This is a genomic window from bacterium (assembly GCA_035419245.1).
Lineage (GTDB): Bacteria > Zhuqueibacterota > Zhuqueibacteria > Residuimicrobiales > Residuimicrobiaceae > JAKPUX01.
On sequence record DAOLSP010000001.1, the window covers coordinates 731,177 to 747,233 of the forward strand.

The 16,057-nt window shown below is 60.6% G+C and carries 12 protein-coding genes; 6 read left to right on the forward strand and 6 right to left on the reverse strand.

Translation table 11 applies throughout. The features are described from left to right. Positions 1 to 92: 92 nt before the first annotated feature. The 4 genes from PLH32_02980 to PLH32_02995 all read left to right on the forward strand — a co-directional run bounded on the left by PLH32_02980 (position 93) and on the right by PLH32_02995 (position 4,578). Positions 93 to 689, forward strand: a complete 597-nt coding sequence (locus PLH32_02980) for a sigma-70 family RNA polymerase sigma factor (protein ID HQJ63550.1) — start codon at positions 93 to 95, stop codon at positions 687 to 689. Next, positions 686 to 2,503, forward strand: a complete 1,818-nt coding sequence (locus tag PLH32_02985) for a cytochrome c biogenesis protein CcdA (GenBank protein HQJ63551.1) — start codon at positions 686 to 688, stop codon at positions 2,501 to 2,503. Before PLH32_02980 ends, PLH32_02985 begins: the two co-directional genes overlap by 4 nt. Positions 2,504 to 2,627: 124 nt before the next feature. Further along, positions 2,628 to 3,584 carry a diacylglycerol kinase family lipid kinase gene (locus tag PLH32_02990; GenBank protein ID HQJ63552.1) on the forward strand — a complete coding sequence of 319 codons (957 nt, stop codon included), beginning with the start codon at positions 2,628 to 2,630 and terminating at the stop codon, positions 3,582 to 3,584. 103 nt (positions 3,585 to 3,687) lie between these two features. Beyond that, the gene (locus tag PLH32_02995; GenBank protein ID HQJ63553.1) at positions 3,688 to 4,578 is read left to right on the forward strand and encodes a hypothetical protein; all 891 of its coding nucleotides are present in this window, start codon (positions 3,688 to 3,690) and stop codon (positions 4,576 to 4,578) included. A gap of 92 nt (positions 4,579 to 4,670) precedes the next feature. On the opposite strand, the gene PLH32_03000 is transcribed toward PLH32_02995, so the two are convergent. Further along, positions 4,671 to 5,012 carry a hypothetical protein gene (locus tag PLH32_03000; protein HQJ63554.1) on the reverse strand — a complete coding sequence of 114 codons (342 nt, stop codon included), beginning with the start codon at positions 5,010 to 5,012 and terminating at the stop codon, positions 4,671 to 4,673. Between the two features lie 177 nt (positions 5,013 to 5,189). On the opposite strand from PLH32_03000, the gene ftcD reads away from it, so the two are divergent. After that, a complete protein-coding gene (gene ftcD / locus PLH32_03005) occupies positions 5,190 to 6,869 on the forward strand; it encodes a glutamate formimidoyltransferase (protein HQJ63555.1) in 1,680 nt (559 codons plus the stop codon). A gap of 23 nt (positions 6,870 to 6,892) precedes the next feature. Continuing rightward, positions 6,893 to 8,011 (forward strand): DUF5009 domain-containing protein, encoded by a 1,119-nt coding sequence (locus PLH32_03010; protein HQJ63556.1) that lies wholly within the window; start codon positions 6,893 to 6,895, stop codon positions 8,009 to 8,011. 73 nt (positions 8,012 to 8,084) lie between these two features. On the opposite strand, the gene PLH32_03015 is transcribed toward PLH32_03010, so the two are convergent. The 5 genes from PLH32_03015 to PLH32_03035 form a co-directional block, all read right to left on the reverse strand. Continuing rightward, the gene (locus tag PLH32_03015; protein ID HQJ63557.1) at positions 8,085 to 9,275 is read right to left on the reverse strand and encodes an RsmB/NOP family class I SAM-dependent RNA methyltransferase; all 1,191 of its coding nucleotides are present in this window, start codon (positions 9,273 to 9,275) and stop codon (positions 8,085 to 8,087) included. After that, positions 9,272 to 9,964, reverse strand: coding sequence for a carbohydrate-binding family 9-like protein (locus tag PLH32_03020; protein ID HQJ63558.1), 693 nt, complete (start codon positions 9,962 to 9,964; stop codon positions 9,272 to 9,274). Before PLH32_03020 ends, PLH32_03015 begins: the two co-directional genes overlap by 4 nt. A gap of 37 nt (positions 9,965 to 10,001) precedes the next feature. Further along, positions 10,002 to 10,862 carry a hypothetical protein gene (locus PLH32_03025; protein HQJ63559.1) on the reverse strand — a complete coding sequence of 287 codons (861 nt, stop codon included), beginning with the start codon at positions 10,860 to 10,862 and terminating at the stop codon, positions 10,002 to 10,004. 20 nt (positions 10,863 to 10,882) lie between these two features. Further along, positions 10,883 to 12,955: a M1 family metallopeptidase gene (locus PLH32_03030; GenBank protein ID HQJ63560.1), complete on the reverse strand. Its 2,073-nt coding sequence runs from the start codon at positions 12,953 to 12,955 to the stop codon at positions 10,883 to 10,885. A gap of 98 nt (positions 12,956 to 13,053) precedes the next feature. After that, positions 13,054 to 15,957: a S8 family serine peptidase gene (locus PLH32_03035; GenBank protein HQJ63561.1), complete on the reverse strand. Its 2,904-nt coding sequence runs from the start codon at positions 15,955 to 15,957 to the stop codon at positions 13,054 to 13,056. Positions 15,958 to 16,057: the final 100 nt, after the last annotated feature.

Here is a 16,057-nt window from a genome sequence, read left to right on the forward strand (position 1 = left end):
CTTATTGGAATGATATTTAGTATCTTATATAAACTACGCTTGCAAAGCAGCTGATGTGACAGGTTGGTCATTCTGGCTAAAGTGGGACCGCTGTGATCACCGATGAGCAAAAAAAACGGTTCGAAGAGATCGCATTTGAATATATGGACTCCCTTTACAGCACAGCGCTGCGCATGACTCGTAATACTGCGGAAGCGGAGGATCTCGTGCAAGACACCTATCTGCGTGCCTTCCGTTTTTTCAGTAAATTCGAAGAGGGGACCAATTTCAAGGCCTGGATCTTCAAAATTCTCACCAACACCTTCATCAACAAGTACCGAAAAAAAATCCGGACGCCGCAGCAGGTGCAGCTGGACAAGGTTGAATTTGGGCTCGAGAGCGAGGACGAGCAAAAGGCAGTCAAGGAGTGGGGCGGTTTTGACGAGGCCAATTACGAAGAACTCTTTGATGACGATATCAAAGCCGCTCTGGCACAGCTCTCCGATGAATTCCGCATGGTGATTCTGCTGGCCGATGTGGAAGGATTTGCCTATAAGGAGATTGCCGAGATCATCGATCGTCCGATCGGGACGGTGATGTCCCGGCTTTTCCGCGGTCGGCGGATGTTGCAGAAGGTTCTGGAAAAATATGCCCGCAATGAAGGTTATATCAGCTCCAAGCGAAGACCAACCGGTCTGAGAACCGTATGAGACAAATCGCATTCCTCTTTCTTTTTTCGATGGCCGGGATTGCGGCGGCCCAGGGACTGGCCGAGCCCGAGATCCTCACTGTACAGGCCAGCCTCGCACCGGCGCAAGCCCGCGCCGGTGCGGAGATTGCGGTGGTGGTGACTGCCCGGATCGCCTCGGGGCTGCACATCAATTCCAGCGAACCCACAGCCGATTTCCTGATCCCGACGCAATTACAACTCGCACCCGCCCCCCAGCTCCAGATCGGGGTGGTACGCTACCCCAAACCCCTCTTCAAGAAATTCGCTTTTTATAGCGAGGATCTTTCGGTTTATGAGGGAGAGGTCGCCTTCTCCTGCAGCGCCCGGATCGCGCCGGAGGCTGCGCCCGGCAAGCTCACCCTCACCGGCGTGCTCTCCTATCAAGGCTGCAATGAGAACACCTGCTTCTCACCTGCCGAGAAGCGTTTTACCCTGCCGCTCGAGATTGTCGCCGCCTCTGCCGAAACCGAGCCGGGCGGCGCTGAATTCGCTGCAGCCGGCAGGCAGACGGGTGACGGCCCGGAACAGGCGGTTACAGGGGCGGGCAGCGCAGCTTTGAAGTTGACCCGAGACGAGCAGCGGGCCATGCAGATCCTGGAAAAGGGTCTTTTTTCTGCGCTCCTGGCTTTTTTCCTGATCGGCCTGGCGCTCAACCTAACCCCTTGTGTCTATCCGGTCATCCCATTGACGGTCAGTTACTTTGGCGGCCGCAGCGGCCGAAGCCGCGGTTCCAGTTTTATCAATGCCCTCTTTTACCTTGCCGGCATCGCCCTCTCCTTCGCCCTGCTCGGCGTGCTCTCCGGGCTGGCCGGCAAGCAATGGGGCTTCCTTTTTCAGAGCCCCTGGTTTGTCGCGGTGGTGGTCACCATCATTTTGCTCATGGCCGCGAGCATGTTCGGGGCTTTCGAGATCAGCATACCGACGGTGCTGTTGACCCGTTTTGGCACGGCCCGTGAGGGCCTTGTCGGGGCTCTGGTGATGGGATTGACAGTCGGGGTGATCATCGCCCCCTGTGCGGCCGGGATCATCATCGGTCTGGTTGGACTGGTTGCCAAGTTGGGGCTGGTGGCCAAGGGCGGCCTGCTCTTCTTTGTGATGGGCCTGGGTTTGGGCACACCCTATCTGGTGCTAGCGACCTTCTCCGGGCTGCTCGACCGGCTGCCGCAGTCGGGTATGTGGATGTTGTGGGTGAAGAAATTCTTCGGATTTTTACTGGTCGGCGTTGCCCTCTATTTTATCACCCCGCAGATTGAATTGCTCTACGACAAGCTCTTCTTTCTGCTCGGGCTGCTCGGTTTGGTCGCGGGAGTCCTCCTCGGTTTTACCGGTCATGAGGAATCCACGCGGGCCTTCAAGTGGTTCCGGAGGATCCTGGGAACGTTGATGATCCTGCTGGGTTTGCACTGGCTCAACGGGTCGATTGACGCCAGGCCCTCCGATCTCCCGTGGATGCACTACAAGGATCAGAGCCTTGAGGCGCTGATTGCGCCGGGTAAGCCCGTTTTTGTCGATTTTTATGCCGACTGGTGTGCGCCTTGCAAACAGCTCGACCGGGAAACCTTTGCCGACAGCCGGATCAAAGAAGCGCTGGCGAATTTTACGCTGGTCAAGGTGGATTGTACCAAGCCCGATGCCCGAACCCGTGTGTTCATGGATCATTTCGCGGTCAGCGGCATGCCCACTCTGATCTATTTGACCGCCTCCGGGGAGGAACTCTCCGAGCTGCGCGAGATTGGTTTTATTCCGCCGGAGAAAATGCTCGCCAGCTTGCAGCGCGCCTTGCAGGCCAGATGAATCCTCAGCGGAGGGCGCCCAGGCGCCCTCCGGTCTCCTCTTCTCACTCCTGTTTAATTCTGTTTGAAATGACTGGATCGGTACCCTGGATATTAATGGCGTTCATTCTACTCGGGGCCTTTTGGTGCAACTAAAAAAAGTCAGATTGATTTATAATCCCAAATCGGGCTTGATGCATAGGCCGCGGCTGATCCGCAAGGGGATCGAGGGCGTCCTTGCCGGGGCCCCGTTTGCCTACGACTTTGTCGAGACTGAATACCGCGGACATGCCCATGAATTGGCCCGGCAGGCCGCAGCCGAAGGCTATGATGCGGTTGTGGCGATCGGTGGCGACGGGACGGTGAATGAGGTGGGCTCCGCCCTTTTGTATACCGGCACCGCGCTCGGGATCATTCCGGCGGGATCCGGCAACGGGCTGGCGCGCGGGCTCTCCATCCCGGTGGCGGTCCGGCGTGCCGCCCGGATCCTGCTGCACGGCCGGATCCGCACGATCGATGCCGGGACCATCGAAGACCGTATCTTTTTCATTGTCACCGGTCTCGGTTTCGATGCCCTGGTCGGTAAGCTCTTTGATGACCGCACCCTGCGCGGTCCGCTCCCCTACTTTTACATCGGCATTCGCGAGTTCTTCTTCTTCCGGCCCGAGACCTTCCGGCTGGAATTCGACGGCCGGACCGTCGAGCGCTCCGCGCTGCTGGTGACGGTTGCCAATACGCCGCAGTGGGGCCTTGGGGCCATCATCGCCCCCAAGGCCGAGCCGGATGACGGCCTGCTCGACGTCTGTCTTATCCGCAACATCACATGGCTGCGAGCGCTCATCCATCTTCCCAAGCTCTTCACCGGCCGGATCGAAGAGGTACGCGAATACGAACGCTATCAGACCACCGCCTTGCGCATCTCGCGGCCCAAACCGGGACCTTTTCATGTCGATGGCGAGCCCGTTGATGCGGGACGGTCGGTGGAGATCGGCGTCAAACCGCAAGCCCTGAAGGTGATTGTCCCCATGCGCCATCGCGCCCCGCTGCCGGTGCGGGCGATTTCCAAAGCCCGCGCTTGGCAGAAGCAGCTGTTACAGCCCTGAGGAGGGAGACGGCGCGGTCCCCGCTCGCAAATAGGTGAAACTTTTTTGCGATTCCGGAGTCTGATAGATAAAGCGGTGTTAACGGAAACGGCGAGGTCAGGCCATGCAGTGGCTGCAGAAAGGGACGATGACCATCCTTGTGCTCACCCTCTCGTCCCTCATCTTTTTCGTTTTGACCAGTGACAAGCAAATGCGGCAGCAGGTGCTACGTCCGACACTCGAAGCCCTCGGTGAGCAGCTTTTCGCCGCCGTGCAGGATGATGTCGGCAAGGAACGCCTCCAGGCCAAGTACCAAACCTTTGTTGACGAAGCCGAGCAGCAGGCCATCGCCCCAGAGAAGGTGGAAAAGGTCGCAGCGGGCATCCTCAATCTGCACAGCCGGGACTCGCTGATCTCGTCGGCCGATGCCTTGAAGCTGCTGGAGGAGGCCCATGCGGTGCCAGCAGCAGCCGATTCGGCATCGGTCGGCCTACCAGAAAGAGGCGGCCATGCCGCAAGGGGATTCAGGGTCGAGCGGATCCCCCAACCCTCGTGGTCCAAGGAGGAAATGGCCCGGCGCCTTAAGGCCATGCAGGAGCTGCAGAAGCAGATGGAGTCGCTTGCACGCGAGCGGGAGCGGCACCCGGGATGGGAGAAGCCATATCATTTTCAACCCAGCGATAGCGGTCTACGGGTGACAGTCGACTTAAAGCTGCGCGATGTGCTGACGGGGCATGACTCCCTGCTGGTGGCGCAGCTTCGTGATCTTGAGAAGAAGCGCTGGCTGCGTTGGGGAGGGGTGGTACCGCCTCCGCCTCCGGGCAGCCGTGGCGACTCGATTCGGGTGGCGATTGATCCGGGCGCCTGGGCAGCCTGGGGTGAGAAAATGGTGCGGGTGTACAGTGACTCCGCCCTGCTGCGCACGCTGCAGCAGGGTACCGATCAGACCGGGCATAGCATCCGGATTAGGACAGGTGACATCCCGCCGGATCCGAAAACTGGGTTGAAACGTTGAGACCGGAGAGAGCGCAACGCGCGGGAAGGGCAACAAGGCCTGACATTTCGTCAGGCCTTTTCTGTTTGCGGACAGGAGAAGGGGCTGCGGCTCTACCGGAGCAGGACGATGACAAAACTGGTTAGGGCGAGGATCAGGGCGATGGCGGAAATCCAGAGGAACGCGGTGATTCTCGAGGCCATGAACTCCAGGCCTTCCGCCAGTCCCTGCTGCTGCTCGGACATCTTTTTAACCAGTTCGGCTTGCAGCACTTCGTTTTCCTCGAGCCGTTCCACGCGCTGCAGCATCCCTTCGGGGGTATCCGCGAAGGAGGAGGGAATCTGTTTGGGCTTGCCCGCAGCGGCCATCAATTCACGTGCGGTGCGGATAATGGTGGGAAGGGCGGCGAGAACATTTTTCCAGGGTACAACGGAAAGGGCCGATCCGATGCCCATAACGACCTCCTGTCTGCTAAATCGACAATACGGGATTTCGGGTGCATCCCCCCTGCCCAAGTTGCGAATTTTTCTCTATTTTTCCAATAGAATTCTGTGGTTTTGCATTGCAGCGAATTGTTTTGTATATTAAGCCGCAATCATCAGAAGCCAGGAATTTACAGCAAAGGATCTGCAATGAAGCTGGTGGAATGTGTTCCCAATTTCAGTGAAGGCCGGGATGCGGTGCGAATTGAGCAGATTGCCGCAGCCATCCGGGGCATTGATGGAGTAAAACTGCTCGATGTCGATGCCGGCAAGGATACCAACCGAACCGTCATGACCTTCATCGGGGCGCCTGAGGCGGTCGCGGCCGCGGCGTTTGCGGCGATCGCCCGGGCGGCGGAGGTGATCGATATGGCCCGGCACCAGGGAGCGCATCCGCGCATGGGTGCCACCGATGTCTGTCCCTTTATCCCGGTCCGTGGCGTGAGCATGGAAGAATGCGCCGAGCTGGCGCGGGAGGTGGGGGAGCGGGTCGGCCGGGAGCTGGCGATCCCGGTCTATCTCTACGAAGCAGCCGCCTCGCGGCCGGAGCGGCGCAATCTCGCGGATATCCGCGCCGGGGAATATGAGGGATTGCCGAATAAGCTGCAGGACCCCGAATGGCAGCCCGATTTCGGCCCGGCGACCTTTAACGCCCATACCGGGGCTACCATCATCGGTGCGCGCGAATTTCTCATCGCCTATAATATCAATCTCAACACCCGCGACGCCCGTCTCGCCAACGAAATAGCCGGCCGCATCCGAGAGACCGGACGGCCGCAAAAGGACGCCCAGGGCAAGATCCTCCGCGATGCCGCCGGGGAGGCCCTGCGCCACCCCGGCATGTTCCCGGCCTGCAAGGCGGTGGGCTGGTACATGGAGGATTTCGGCCGGGCGCAAATCTCGATCAACCTCACCAATTACCGGATCACGCCGCCGCATCAGGTCTTTGACGCCTGCTGCCGTCTGGCGGAGGAGATGGGGGCGCGCGTGACCGGCAGTGAACTGGTCGGGCTCATCCCCCTCGAGGCGATGCTTGAAGCCGGGCGCTATTTCCTGCGCAAGCAGGGCCGGAGCATCGGCGTGAGCGAAGCGGAACTGGTGCATATCGCCGTGCTTTCGCTCGGATTGAACGAGCTGTACCCTTTTGAGGCGGAGAAGAAGATCATCGAGTATCAGCTGCGGGAAAAAGGGGCCCTGGTGAGCATGACGGTAGCCGGCTTCATCGACTTGATTGCGAGTGATGCGCCGGCACCCGGCGGCGGCAGCGTCGCCGCCTTGTGCGGCGCCCTAGGCAGCGCTCTGATCGCGATGACCGCCGGGCTGACCCACGGCAAGAAGGGGTATGAGGTCCAATTTCAGGAGATGGAGGAGATCGGTATCGCCGCCCAGGCGCTCAGAGAGGAATTCCTCCGCGATGTCGATCGGGACACAGCCGCTTTCAACAAGGTGATGGAAGCCTTCAGGATGCCGAAAAAGACGGAGGAGGAGAAGGCGGTGCGCGCCAAGGCCATCGAAGTGGCAACCCGCGGCGCCACGCGGGTGCCCCTGGAGGTGCTGCGTCGCTGCCTGGAGGCGGTGCCGCTGGCGCATAAGGCAGTGGCCCATGGCAACAAGAATTCCATCAGCGACGCTGGTGTGGGCGCACTGGCCATCCGCACCGCCGCGGAGGGCGCCTACTTCAATGTGTGCATCAATCTGGCCGGTTTGAGCGATCAGGCCTTTACGGCAGCGACACGTACCGAAGCAGAAAGACTGCGGGCCCGGATCGGGGAAGAGGTTGCAGCGGCGGTGCGCCTGGTCGAAGCAAGTTTTGACGTTCAGGGGGTGTGAATTACTGCGTCGGAGGAGTCTCTATGGACAAAGCAGAAGGACAATCCGGGCGCCTGCTCTCTCTGGACGCCCTGCGGGGATTCGACATGGTCTGGATCGCCGGCGGCGAGTGGCTTATCGCCGCACTGTCCGCCTGGACCGGCTGGCCGTTCTTCGTCTGGGCGCACGGGCAAATGGAGCATGTCGAATGGAATGGTTTTCATTTTTATGACATGATCTTCCCGCTCTTTCTCTTCATCGCCGGCGTCTCCATGTCCTTTTCGCTCGCCAAACGCCTGGAGCGGGGCGACAGCATGAAGAGTATTTATCGCCACCTTGTTACACGGCTTTTTCTGTTGGTTCTCCTGGGTGCAATCTATAACGGTCTGTTGCGCTTCGATTTTGCTCATCAGCGCTATGCCAGTGTTCTAGCACGCATCGGCTTCGGCTGGTTCTTCGCCGCGCTCATCTTTTTGCATACCAGGCCCAGGGGGCAGGCCTTCTGGCTGGCCGGAATCTTGCTCGGCTATTGGGCGATCATGAAGCTGATTCCGGTGCCAGGATACGGCGCCGGCGTTTTGACCCAAGAGGGGAGCCTGGTGGCCTACCTCGACCGGATGTTCTGCCCGGGCGTGCTCTATTTGGGCAATCATGATCCGGAAGGGATCCTTTCGACCATACCCGCCGTCGGCACTGCGCTGCTCGGCGTCCTCACCGGGCAACTGCTGCGCGGAAAGATTTGCGATCTGGCCCCGCTGCACAAGGGAGGGGTCCTTTTCGCCGCAGGTCTGGCGGGACTGGCGATTGGCCGGCTCTGGAATCTTGTTTTCCCGATCAACAAGAATCTCTGGACCAGCTCATTTGTCCTCTATGCCGGAGGGTGGAGCCTGATCCTGCTAGCACTTTTTTACCTGATCATCGATGTTTGGGGTTACAAGAAATGGGCGTTCCCCTTCGTGGTCATCGGGCTCAACTCCATCACGATCTATATGCTCAACTCGGGGATTGTTAATTTCGACCAGATGGGGCGTTACTTTTTCACCGGCGTCGCGGGGCTGTTCCCGGAGATAGTCCAGCCGGTCATCTTCAGTTCGGCGGCTCTGCTCTGCACATGGCTGGTGCTCTATCTGTTCTACAAGCACAAGATTTTCCTACGTGTCTGAGCAGAATCCCGGCTCCCTGGCGCCGCGGCCCAGCGGATGGGTCGGGCGCGCTCGCTTGAAGGGCCAGGATGGCCTAGCAGCGTTCGAGTGCGGCCATATAAAAACCGTCAAAGCCGTGCAGATCCGGATCTAGGCGCTTCTCGGCGGCCAGGGCAAAGGCGCCGGACGTAGCGGCGAGGAAGGCAGCCACTTGCTGCTCGCCTTCACAGGGGAAGAGGCTGCAGGTAGCATAGACCAGGCGCCCGCCCGGCCGTAGCAGTTTGCTGTAGTAGCCGAGAATGTGCTGCTGTTCAGCGAGCAAGCGCGTCAGATCTTCGGAATGAAGCCGCCAGCGGGCATCGGGATTGCGGCGCCAGACCCCCGAACCTGAGCAGGGGACATCGAGGAGTACCCGGTCGGCCGAGCCGGCGAGCCGTTTGATGACCTTGGTCGAAGTGATGATGCGCGTCTCGATATTGGTAGCGCCGGCCCGGCGGGCGCGGTGTTCGAGCGCTGCCAGCTTGTCCCCCGCGATATCGAGAGCGATGATCCGGCCACGGTTGCCCATCAGCGAAGCCAGGTGCAGGCTCTTGCCGCCGTTACCGGCGCAGCCATCGACCACCCGCATTCCCGGCTTGACCTCGAGGAATAACGCGACCGCTTGTGAGGCGGCATCCTGCAGCTCAAACCACCCTTTTTTATACTCCTCCCACGCAAACACCGGTGCAAAGCCCTCGATGGCCAGAGCGTCGGGCGCAAATTCCACCCGGCGGCAGGCGGCGCCATGAGCTGCGACCGCTGCGACCACCTGATCCAGTCTCGTTTTCAGGGTGTTGACACGCAAAACCGGCACCGCCGGCTGGTTGAGCGCGGCGAGCAGGGGCTCCCAGCGGTCGCCTCGCTCGTGCAGTCCCAGGGCATCGAGCCAGTCCGGCAGGGATTCCCGCAGCGGGCGGAGGGCAGCGAAGCGGCCGGCGCGTTCCAGTACCTCCCGGTCGGCAGGCGTTGCCGCCGTACGCTCCCCGCGCCAGAGCCGCCAGGTGGCATGAAGAGTCGGCGAGACCGCGGGCGGTGCCGCCGGATCGCCGCTTTCGAGCGCAGCGAGCCAGCGCGCGCGGCGGACGATATCATAGACGGCCGTAGCCACCTCGTTTCGCGCCGGGAGGGTCAGGGTCCGGTGCTCACGGAAGCAATATTGCAGGGCGGCATCGGCGCGGCGGCCGCCCTCGAGAATGGCAGTGCATGCTTCCAGAATGAGGGCGGAAAGGTCGGGCCCCGGGGTCATGCATCAAACCGGAGATAGCCGAAGCGCCAGGGCCGGTGAAAGGTGCCGAGCAGAACGGGACTCCAGGCGTAGAGCTCCTGAACTCCCAGGCGGGGCGAATCGATCCGGTAAAAATTGATCCGCCAGAGATCGCCGGGCTGCGGCGGCTGATGGGCCGCGCCGCAGAGGGCAGCGAAGGGAAGAGCATACTCGGCGGACCACCCGGAGGCCAGACCGGGGCGGTCAGCAATGCCCTGGACAGCGACGGCAGTGCGCAAGCCCTCCGCTTCCCAGGCGGGCAAGCCGATGAAAGGAGCCTCCGGCCGCTCTTCTGTGCGGTGGTTGAGGATGCAGGCGTCAAAGACCACATTTTTCGGGCTGAGATTGATCTCGAAGTATTGATGGCGACATCCGGAGGGATTGAGAAAGATCTCTACGCACTCCTGGTCATAAATGGGACCGTCATGCTCCAGGATGGTTCCCCAGACATAATCATCCTGACATGCAAAGGCGACATGGAGAAAGCACTCGCTCCAGGCGACGCGGACGGAGGTAGCCCAGCGGCCGGGCCGGCCGCTGACTGCCTCGACAAGGTCGATCTTGGCAGCTTTTTGCCACACCGGGTCATCGATGCTGCCGGTCAGCCGGGGCGGCGCTTCGATCTTCGGGCAGTGCAGGATGGGCAGGGAGGGTTGTGTTGTGCTCTTCATTGGTCTATTCCTTTCCAGTCCTCCTGATGCGGAGGTTTCACGTTCTGGCAAGGCGCAAATAGAGCTGCACCTGGGCGCCAAGACCCAACAGGCGCATCCCGGCTCGGAAGAACATATAGAGCTGCTGCCAGATGAAAAGAAAAAGGGCGGCAGCAGCCGAAGCAGCGAGCCGGTTGGCGATCAGAGTATAGATGAGGATTCCGACTAGGGAGATGGCCGAGAGGAATATCGCCAAGAGCAGGATTCGACCGAAATGGTGAAACAAGAACAGGAGGAGCGGTCGCAGCAGACAGCGGCTCCTCTTTTCGTTCCTGGCGACAGTCAGGATCCGGCCATAGTCGAAGAAGAGGGCCCAGAGCATGAGGGCGAGGAAGCGGCTTGCCATTTTAAGATAGCTGAGAAGGAGCGTGATGTTGTCTCCCGGATCCTTGCCCCAGATGAGCCGCTCCGGCAGCTTGAGCAGCCAGGGGAAAAGAAGAAGCAGGGAGAGGAGCGGCACACTCCAGAGGAAGATGCGCAAGAAACGGCCGAAGTAGCGGCCACAAGCATCCCAGAATTCCCGCGGCCGCCAGGGGTGATCGGTGCCGAGCAGTTTTACAGCCCCGCCCGAAAGAAAAAGAAGCCATAGCCAGTAGAGTAAGGCCAGCAGGAGCGCCAGCAGCAGGAGAGGCGACAAGGCGTTTCCGCGGTACTTGATGAGTTCGATGAAGAAGGTCATATCCAGGCCCTCGCCCAGGCGGCCGGCGGCAAGGGTGCTGCCGGCCCAATCGCTCAGGACCGCCCGGAAGGGGATCGCCACCAGGGCGGCGAAGATGAGACCGGGGAGGTAATAGAGCAGCCATAGCCGCTTGAGCGAGACCAGGCGGGTCAGGGCGGAAGAGAGTGTGCGGTGGATCATGGCTAATTCCTCGGCGCTGGTTAGAGGTTTACGGAGAGGGCAGTGAGTAGGTTGAGTGCCTGCGGCATATCGAACAGGGCCTGCGTCCAGAAGAGCAGACGCGCGGTCAGCGCGTTGAGCCCGGCACTTTGCACATCGGTTGTGCGGCTGTTGTTGGTGATCTGAATATCGAGGGGGATTTTATTCTCCGGATCGACCGTGGCCGAGACCAGCCGGGCTGGACGGGTGAGGATGAAGCGTTTCCAGCGTGCCTGTCCGTCCCAACGCTCCCAAACGGTATCACCACCGGCGAAGACCAGCCGTACCTCAACCGGGAAAATGAAATCGCCCTGGCGGCGTACGTCCACCCGGGTTTCGTATAGCTTGCTGGGCTTTTCTCCGTCAGCGTCCGCCTTTGCAAGGTCGGCGGAAGCGTCTGCGGCGCGCATGTTCGAATCCTGCTTCGTGGCGCTAGTCCCGCTGTCCGCTGCCGCGGCTTTGCGGTGGATCTGGAGATCCCAATCGAATCCCCGGCCTTTTTTCACCGGATTGCTGCTGACGCGGCCGATACTGTAATCGAGCACGGCGGTGGTGTGTAGAGCCTGATTGAAAAACCAGTCGAGATTCTGCCCCGAAACCTCATTGGCCACGGCGATGAAATCGGCTGTGCGGGGATGTTTGAACTTCCAGCGGTCGAACCAGGTGCGCAGGATCCGATTCATGGTATCACGGCCGAGATAATTTTGCAGGGTGAGCAGGACCAGGCCCGGCTTGTTGTAGGACATCGCACCATACGCGCTGCCGGAAGAATACTGCCACGATGGCAGCAGGATGGGATCGATCGCGGGGTCGGCGATATAGCCCAGCCGCTGCAGCTGGATATCGTTGAGCTGAAGGCCCCAGAGGTTGATCATGCTGCCCGCCTCGCCGAAGGTATCAGCGAGAATTTCGATTTCGCTGAAGGTGTTGATCCCCTCATCCAGCCAGGCCTCTTCGAATTCGTTCGAGGCGACCAGGTGATACCAGAAGTTGTGGCCGAATTCGTGCATGATCACCATTTCGAGAGCGTGGAGGCCCGCCGGCATGCCATAGGCGCCCCAGGCGGTGATCAGGGTGGGATATTCCATCCCGCCGGCGCCCAGCGCCCCGCGGCGGGGATCGACCACGGTGAGATTGGGATAGGGATAATCACCATACTGATCCTGGAACCAGGCAACGGCGGTCGCAGCCGCCTGGAGATATCGCTGGCCCTGGCTGACATGATCCCGCTGGATCAGGGCGCTGATCTCGACATCCTGGCTTTTTCCGGAGAAGACGACAAAATCGGGACTGGCGGTCCAGGCGAAATCATGGACGTCCTCGGCATGGAAGCGGTGGGTGACGGTTCCGTCGGGATGGTCCTCGGTGGCATAACACAGGCCGGTGGCGCCGACGATGTGGCCGTGCGGCACGGTGATCGCGACGTTATAGACCCCGAAATCGGCATAGAATTCCGAGTTGGCATGAAACTGGTGGCAGTTCCATACCCCATTTTCGCAGACGCCGATCTTGGGAAACCACTGGCCGGCCATGACGAATTCTTCCTTGATGCCGGTGCGCGAAATCGGCGGCGAGGGAAGCTGGGCGGTGAAGGCGATCTGCAGTGTGATGCTCTCCGCCGGAGGCAGGGGCCGGGGCAGGCGGAGCCGGAGGACACTCTTGTCTTCGGCGTTGCCGTCATCGGGCTGGATAAAGGAGGTCAGGGGCAGCCAGTTCTCTCCCCCGCTGCTGGTCAGCGAATCCACTTCGATAAATCCCCATGCGGTGCGATCGGCCGTTTTGCCGCCGCCGCGACCGCCTGATTCCCGCATATAGGTCGACCGGTTGTTGCGGAATCCATTCAGGTAGAGATGGAATTGCAGCTCGGAGAGGGGCACCGCCGCGGTATTGCGCCAGTGCAGGGTTTCGCGGCCGTACAGTTGATGGGTGGCGGCATCGAGACGGACCTCGATGTCATAGTTGGCAATGCGAGGGCTTTGGGGCTGCGGAAAGAGAACAGGCTGGGCGGCTGCTGCCGAACCGAGCAGCGCGCCCGCCAGGATCACCCTCTGCGGGATGCGGCGAAATGAGATCATGCCAGCCTCCTGATTTGGCGCGAAATTGCGGTTGAAGGGGATGCCGTGTGATCCCGCCCGCCTGATGCCGCATCGATCCCCCTGGAGCGCGGCCCGCTTTATCGCAGCAGCAGCAGTTTGCGGATCGACTCCCGGCCGCCGCTGCGCAGGCGGTAAAAATAGGTTCCGCTGGCCGCCAGCCGGCCCTCCTGGTCCCGCCCGTCCCACTGGATCTCATGCGAACCGGCGGTCTGCGTCGCATCGACCAGCAAGCGCACCAGCCGGCCCGAGCAATCAAAGAGTTCCAGACGGACCGGAGCGGCGGCCGGCAGAGCGTAGCGGATCGTCGTCCCGGCGTTGAAGGGATTGGGGTAATTGGCCTCCAGAGTCCATTGCGCCGGATAAAGCGGACCGGGCGTCGGACCGATACCGGTCGTGAAGAGGGAACGCCAGAGTGCTCGGGCGCTGTCGGCATCGGCCTTCAGGGTGGCGAGATCGTCAGCAGCGAGGAAGGCAAAGTCGATGGTAAGGTCACCGTTGGCGGCGATGGTATGCGGCCCGGAGCCGATGACCATCGAGATGTCGGCCGGTCCGACCTTGGTCTGTACCAGTCCGCCGCTGATCGCCTGCCATTTTTCGGCATCGGTAAAGCCGTCGTGCAAGGCCCAACTCGGATTGAGGGGATCGGCATTATCATTCATAATGGCGCGATAGGAAAAGCCGCCGTCACTCAAGAGCATCACGCCGACATGGGTTTTCGGCCCCGTGCCGGCATCATAGGCGAATCCCATGCGGCGTCCGGCATCCAGGTCGGCCACATTGGTGGCATAGCTGGTGGCGTCCATGTCCCAGTCGCAAAAGATGCCCAGGTGGAAGTTTTCGAGGGGCTGGGCATTGAGATTATGCACCGTATAGCGGAACAGGAGATTGTCGGCATAGCGCTCCTCCCGGCTGGCGAAGGTCTGCTGGGTAATGCGGATGTTGAGGGGCCTGGCAGTGGTGCGGTCGTCGAAGATGGCGCTGCTCTCCTGATCGAGCAGAGCGCCCGGCGTCGCGATTCGTACATCGCCGCCTTCCGAGCTGGTAAAATCGGCATCATTGACCTGACTGTTGTTGAAATCGAGGATTCCGCGCGCCGCGTTGACAATGCGGTCGGCCGCGGTCCCGGCGATGAGCGCGCCTTCGAATAGAAGGCTGCTTCCCGATTTATAGAGGAGCCCGATCCCGGTGCCGCTGCTATTGGGATTGGCGCTGCCGATCCGGCCGATGCTGGTCACGGTGGTATAGATGTTATTGATGCCGATGTCGGCAAAAGAGGGCAGTACAGTCAGGCTGAAATGATCGGCATCGTTGTACTCCCCCTCGCTCAGGTTCAGGGTGAAGAGGATCGTATGGTCGCTGGGCGCGGTCCTGGCCACCTCGAAGGTGAAGGCGTTGCGCAGGGTGATGCTCTCGCCGGTGGAGAGGGCGGCGAGGGTGGCCGTGCTACGGGAGAGGGTGACGTAAGGGCTGGATTCACTCAATTTCAATGAGATGTTTTGCGCTGCCGCCAGATAGTTGGTCAGGGTCAGGCTCAGAGCGACCGTCTCGCCGGGCTTGATCAGGCTGTCGCCATCCTGATCGGCAAATTCAATTCCGGTGAGGCGCAGGGCGGGCCAGGACTCGCTCAGGGCGCGCCAGGCATTGATTCGACCATGCCCGAGCTGGCCGGCATAAGCCGGGTTCTTGCTGTCGATTTTGTCCGCGGTTATGCGCACCTGTTCGGCAGCCTGCAGACCGCTCCACTCCGGGTGTTGGGTCATCACCAGAGCGACCACCCCTGCGGCGATCGGCGTCGACATCGAGGTGCCCTGCCACAAGGGGCCTTCATAGCCGCCGCCGGCGACCGTGCTCCAGATCCCGACGCCCGGAGCCGAGACATCGACCGTAGTGCCATAATTGGAAAAATAGGCCTTGATGTCGGAACTGTCGATCGCCGCGACCGCGAGTACTCCCGGATAACTGGCCGGATAGACCTCATTGGCGAGGGTTGCGCTGTTGCCGGCTGCAGCGACTACCACCATGCCCTGTTCGGTGGCGAATCGGATCAGCCGCCAGTTGACCTCCGAGTAGGCGCCGCTGAAGCTGCAGCTGAGGATGTTGGCGCCGTTCGCCGTGGCGTAGATAATCGCCTGGTCGATACTGAGGGGATCGATCTTGTCATCTGCGGTCCGGGAACCGGCGTTGAGCGCCATCAGCCGGGCATTCCAGCTGGTGCCGGCGATGCCGATTCGGTTGTTCGCGACCGCGCACGCGGCTCCCGCGGTGTGCGTACCGTGGCTGCTGTAGGTGGTTCCAGAAAAGAGGCTGTTGGGATCGGCGGTATGGGTGGTGAAATTCCAGCCGTGCAGGTCATCGATAAAGCCGTTTCCGTCGTCATCCCGGCCGTTGCCGGGGATCTCGCCGGGATTGGTCCAGAGATTACCCGCCAGATCGGGGTGGGAGATATCGGTGCCTCCGTCGATGATTGCGATGACGACCGATCCCTGTTCTCCCTTGCAAAGATCCCAGGCCTGAGGAAGTCTGGTCTTGTTGAGGTAATACTGCTTGCCGGTCAGGGGGTCGTTCGGCACGGCGGTCAACTGGTATTCATAGCGGGCTTCGGCAAACTCCACTGCCGGATCGCGGGCGAGTTCGCGCGCCACCTCTTGCGGCGGACGGCCGCCGGGAAAAAAAGCATAATAGAGATTGTCAACGCGAGTGCGATGAATACTCTTTTGCAGTCTGCGTCCGAGCGCCGGGGCGACCGGTTCGAGAACCTGGATCTGCAGGGCCTGCAGTGCTGCGTCGAGGCTTTTTGAACCGGTCCGGCTCAATGTGGCCGCACCGGAGAGCGGTTCCTTCAAGGCGAGGGCGACCACGCCGGGCAAAGCTTTCCCCGTAGCAGCCGTTTGCAGGGCAGCGGCCGGCTGCAGCCTCAACGTACAGAGGCCGGCCATCATGAGCAAAACAAGGAGAGGACGAAATCTTTTCAAACCGATCATATCAGAATTCTCATAGTTAAAATTGATTTAAATTTTACAAAAGCGCATTCAGATAAGCAAGGATTATCTGTTTGATTAAACTCGCCATACTGCAGATAAT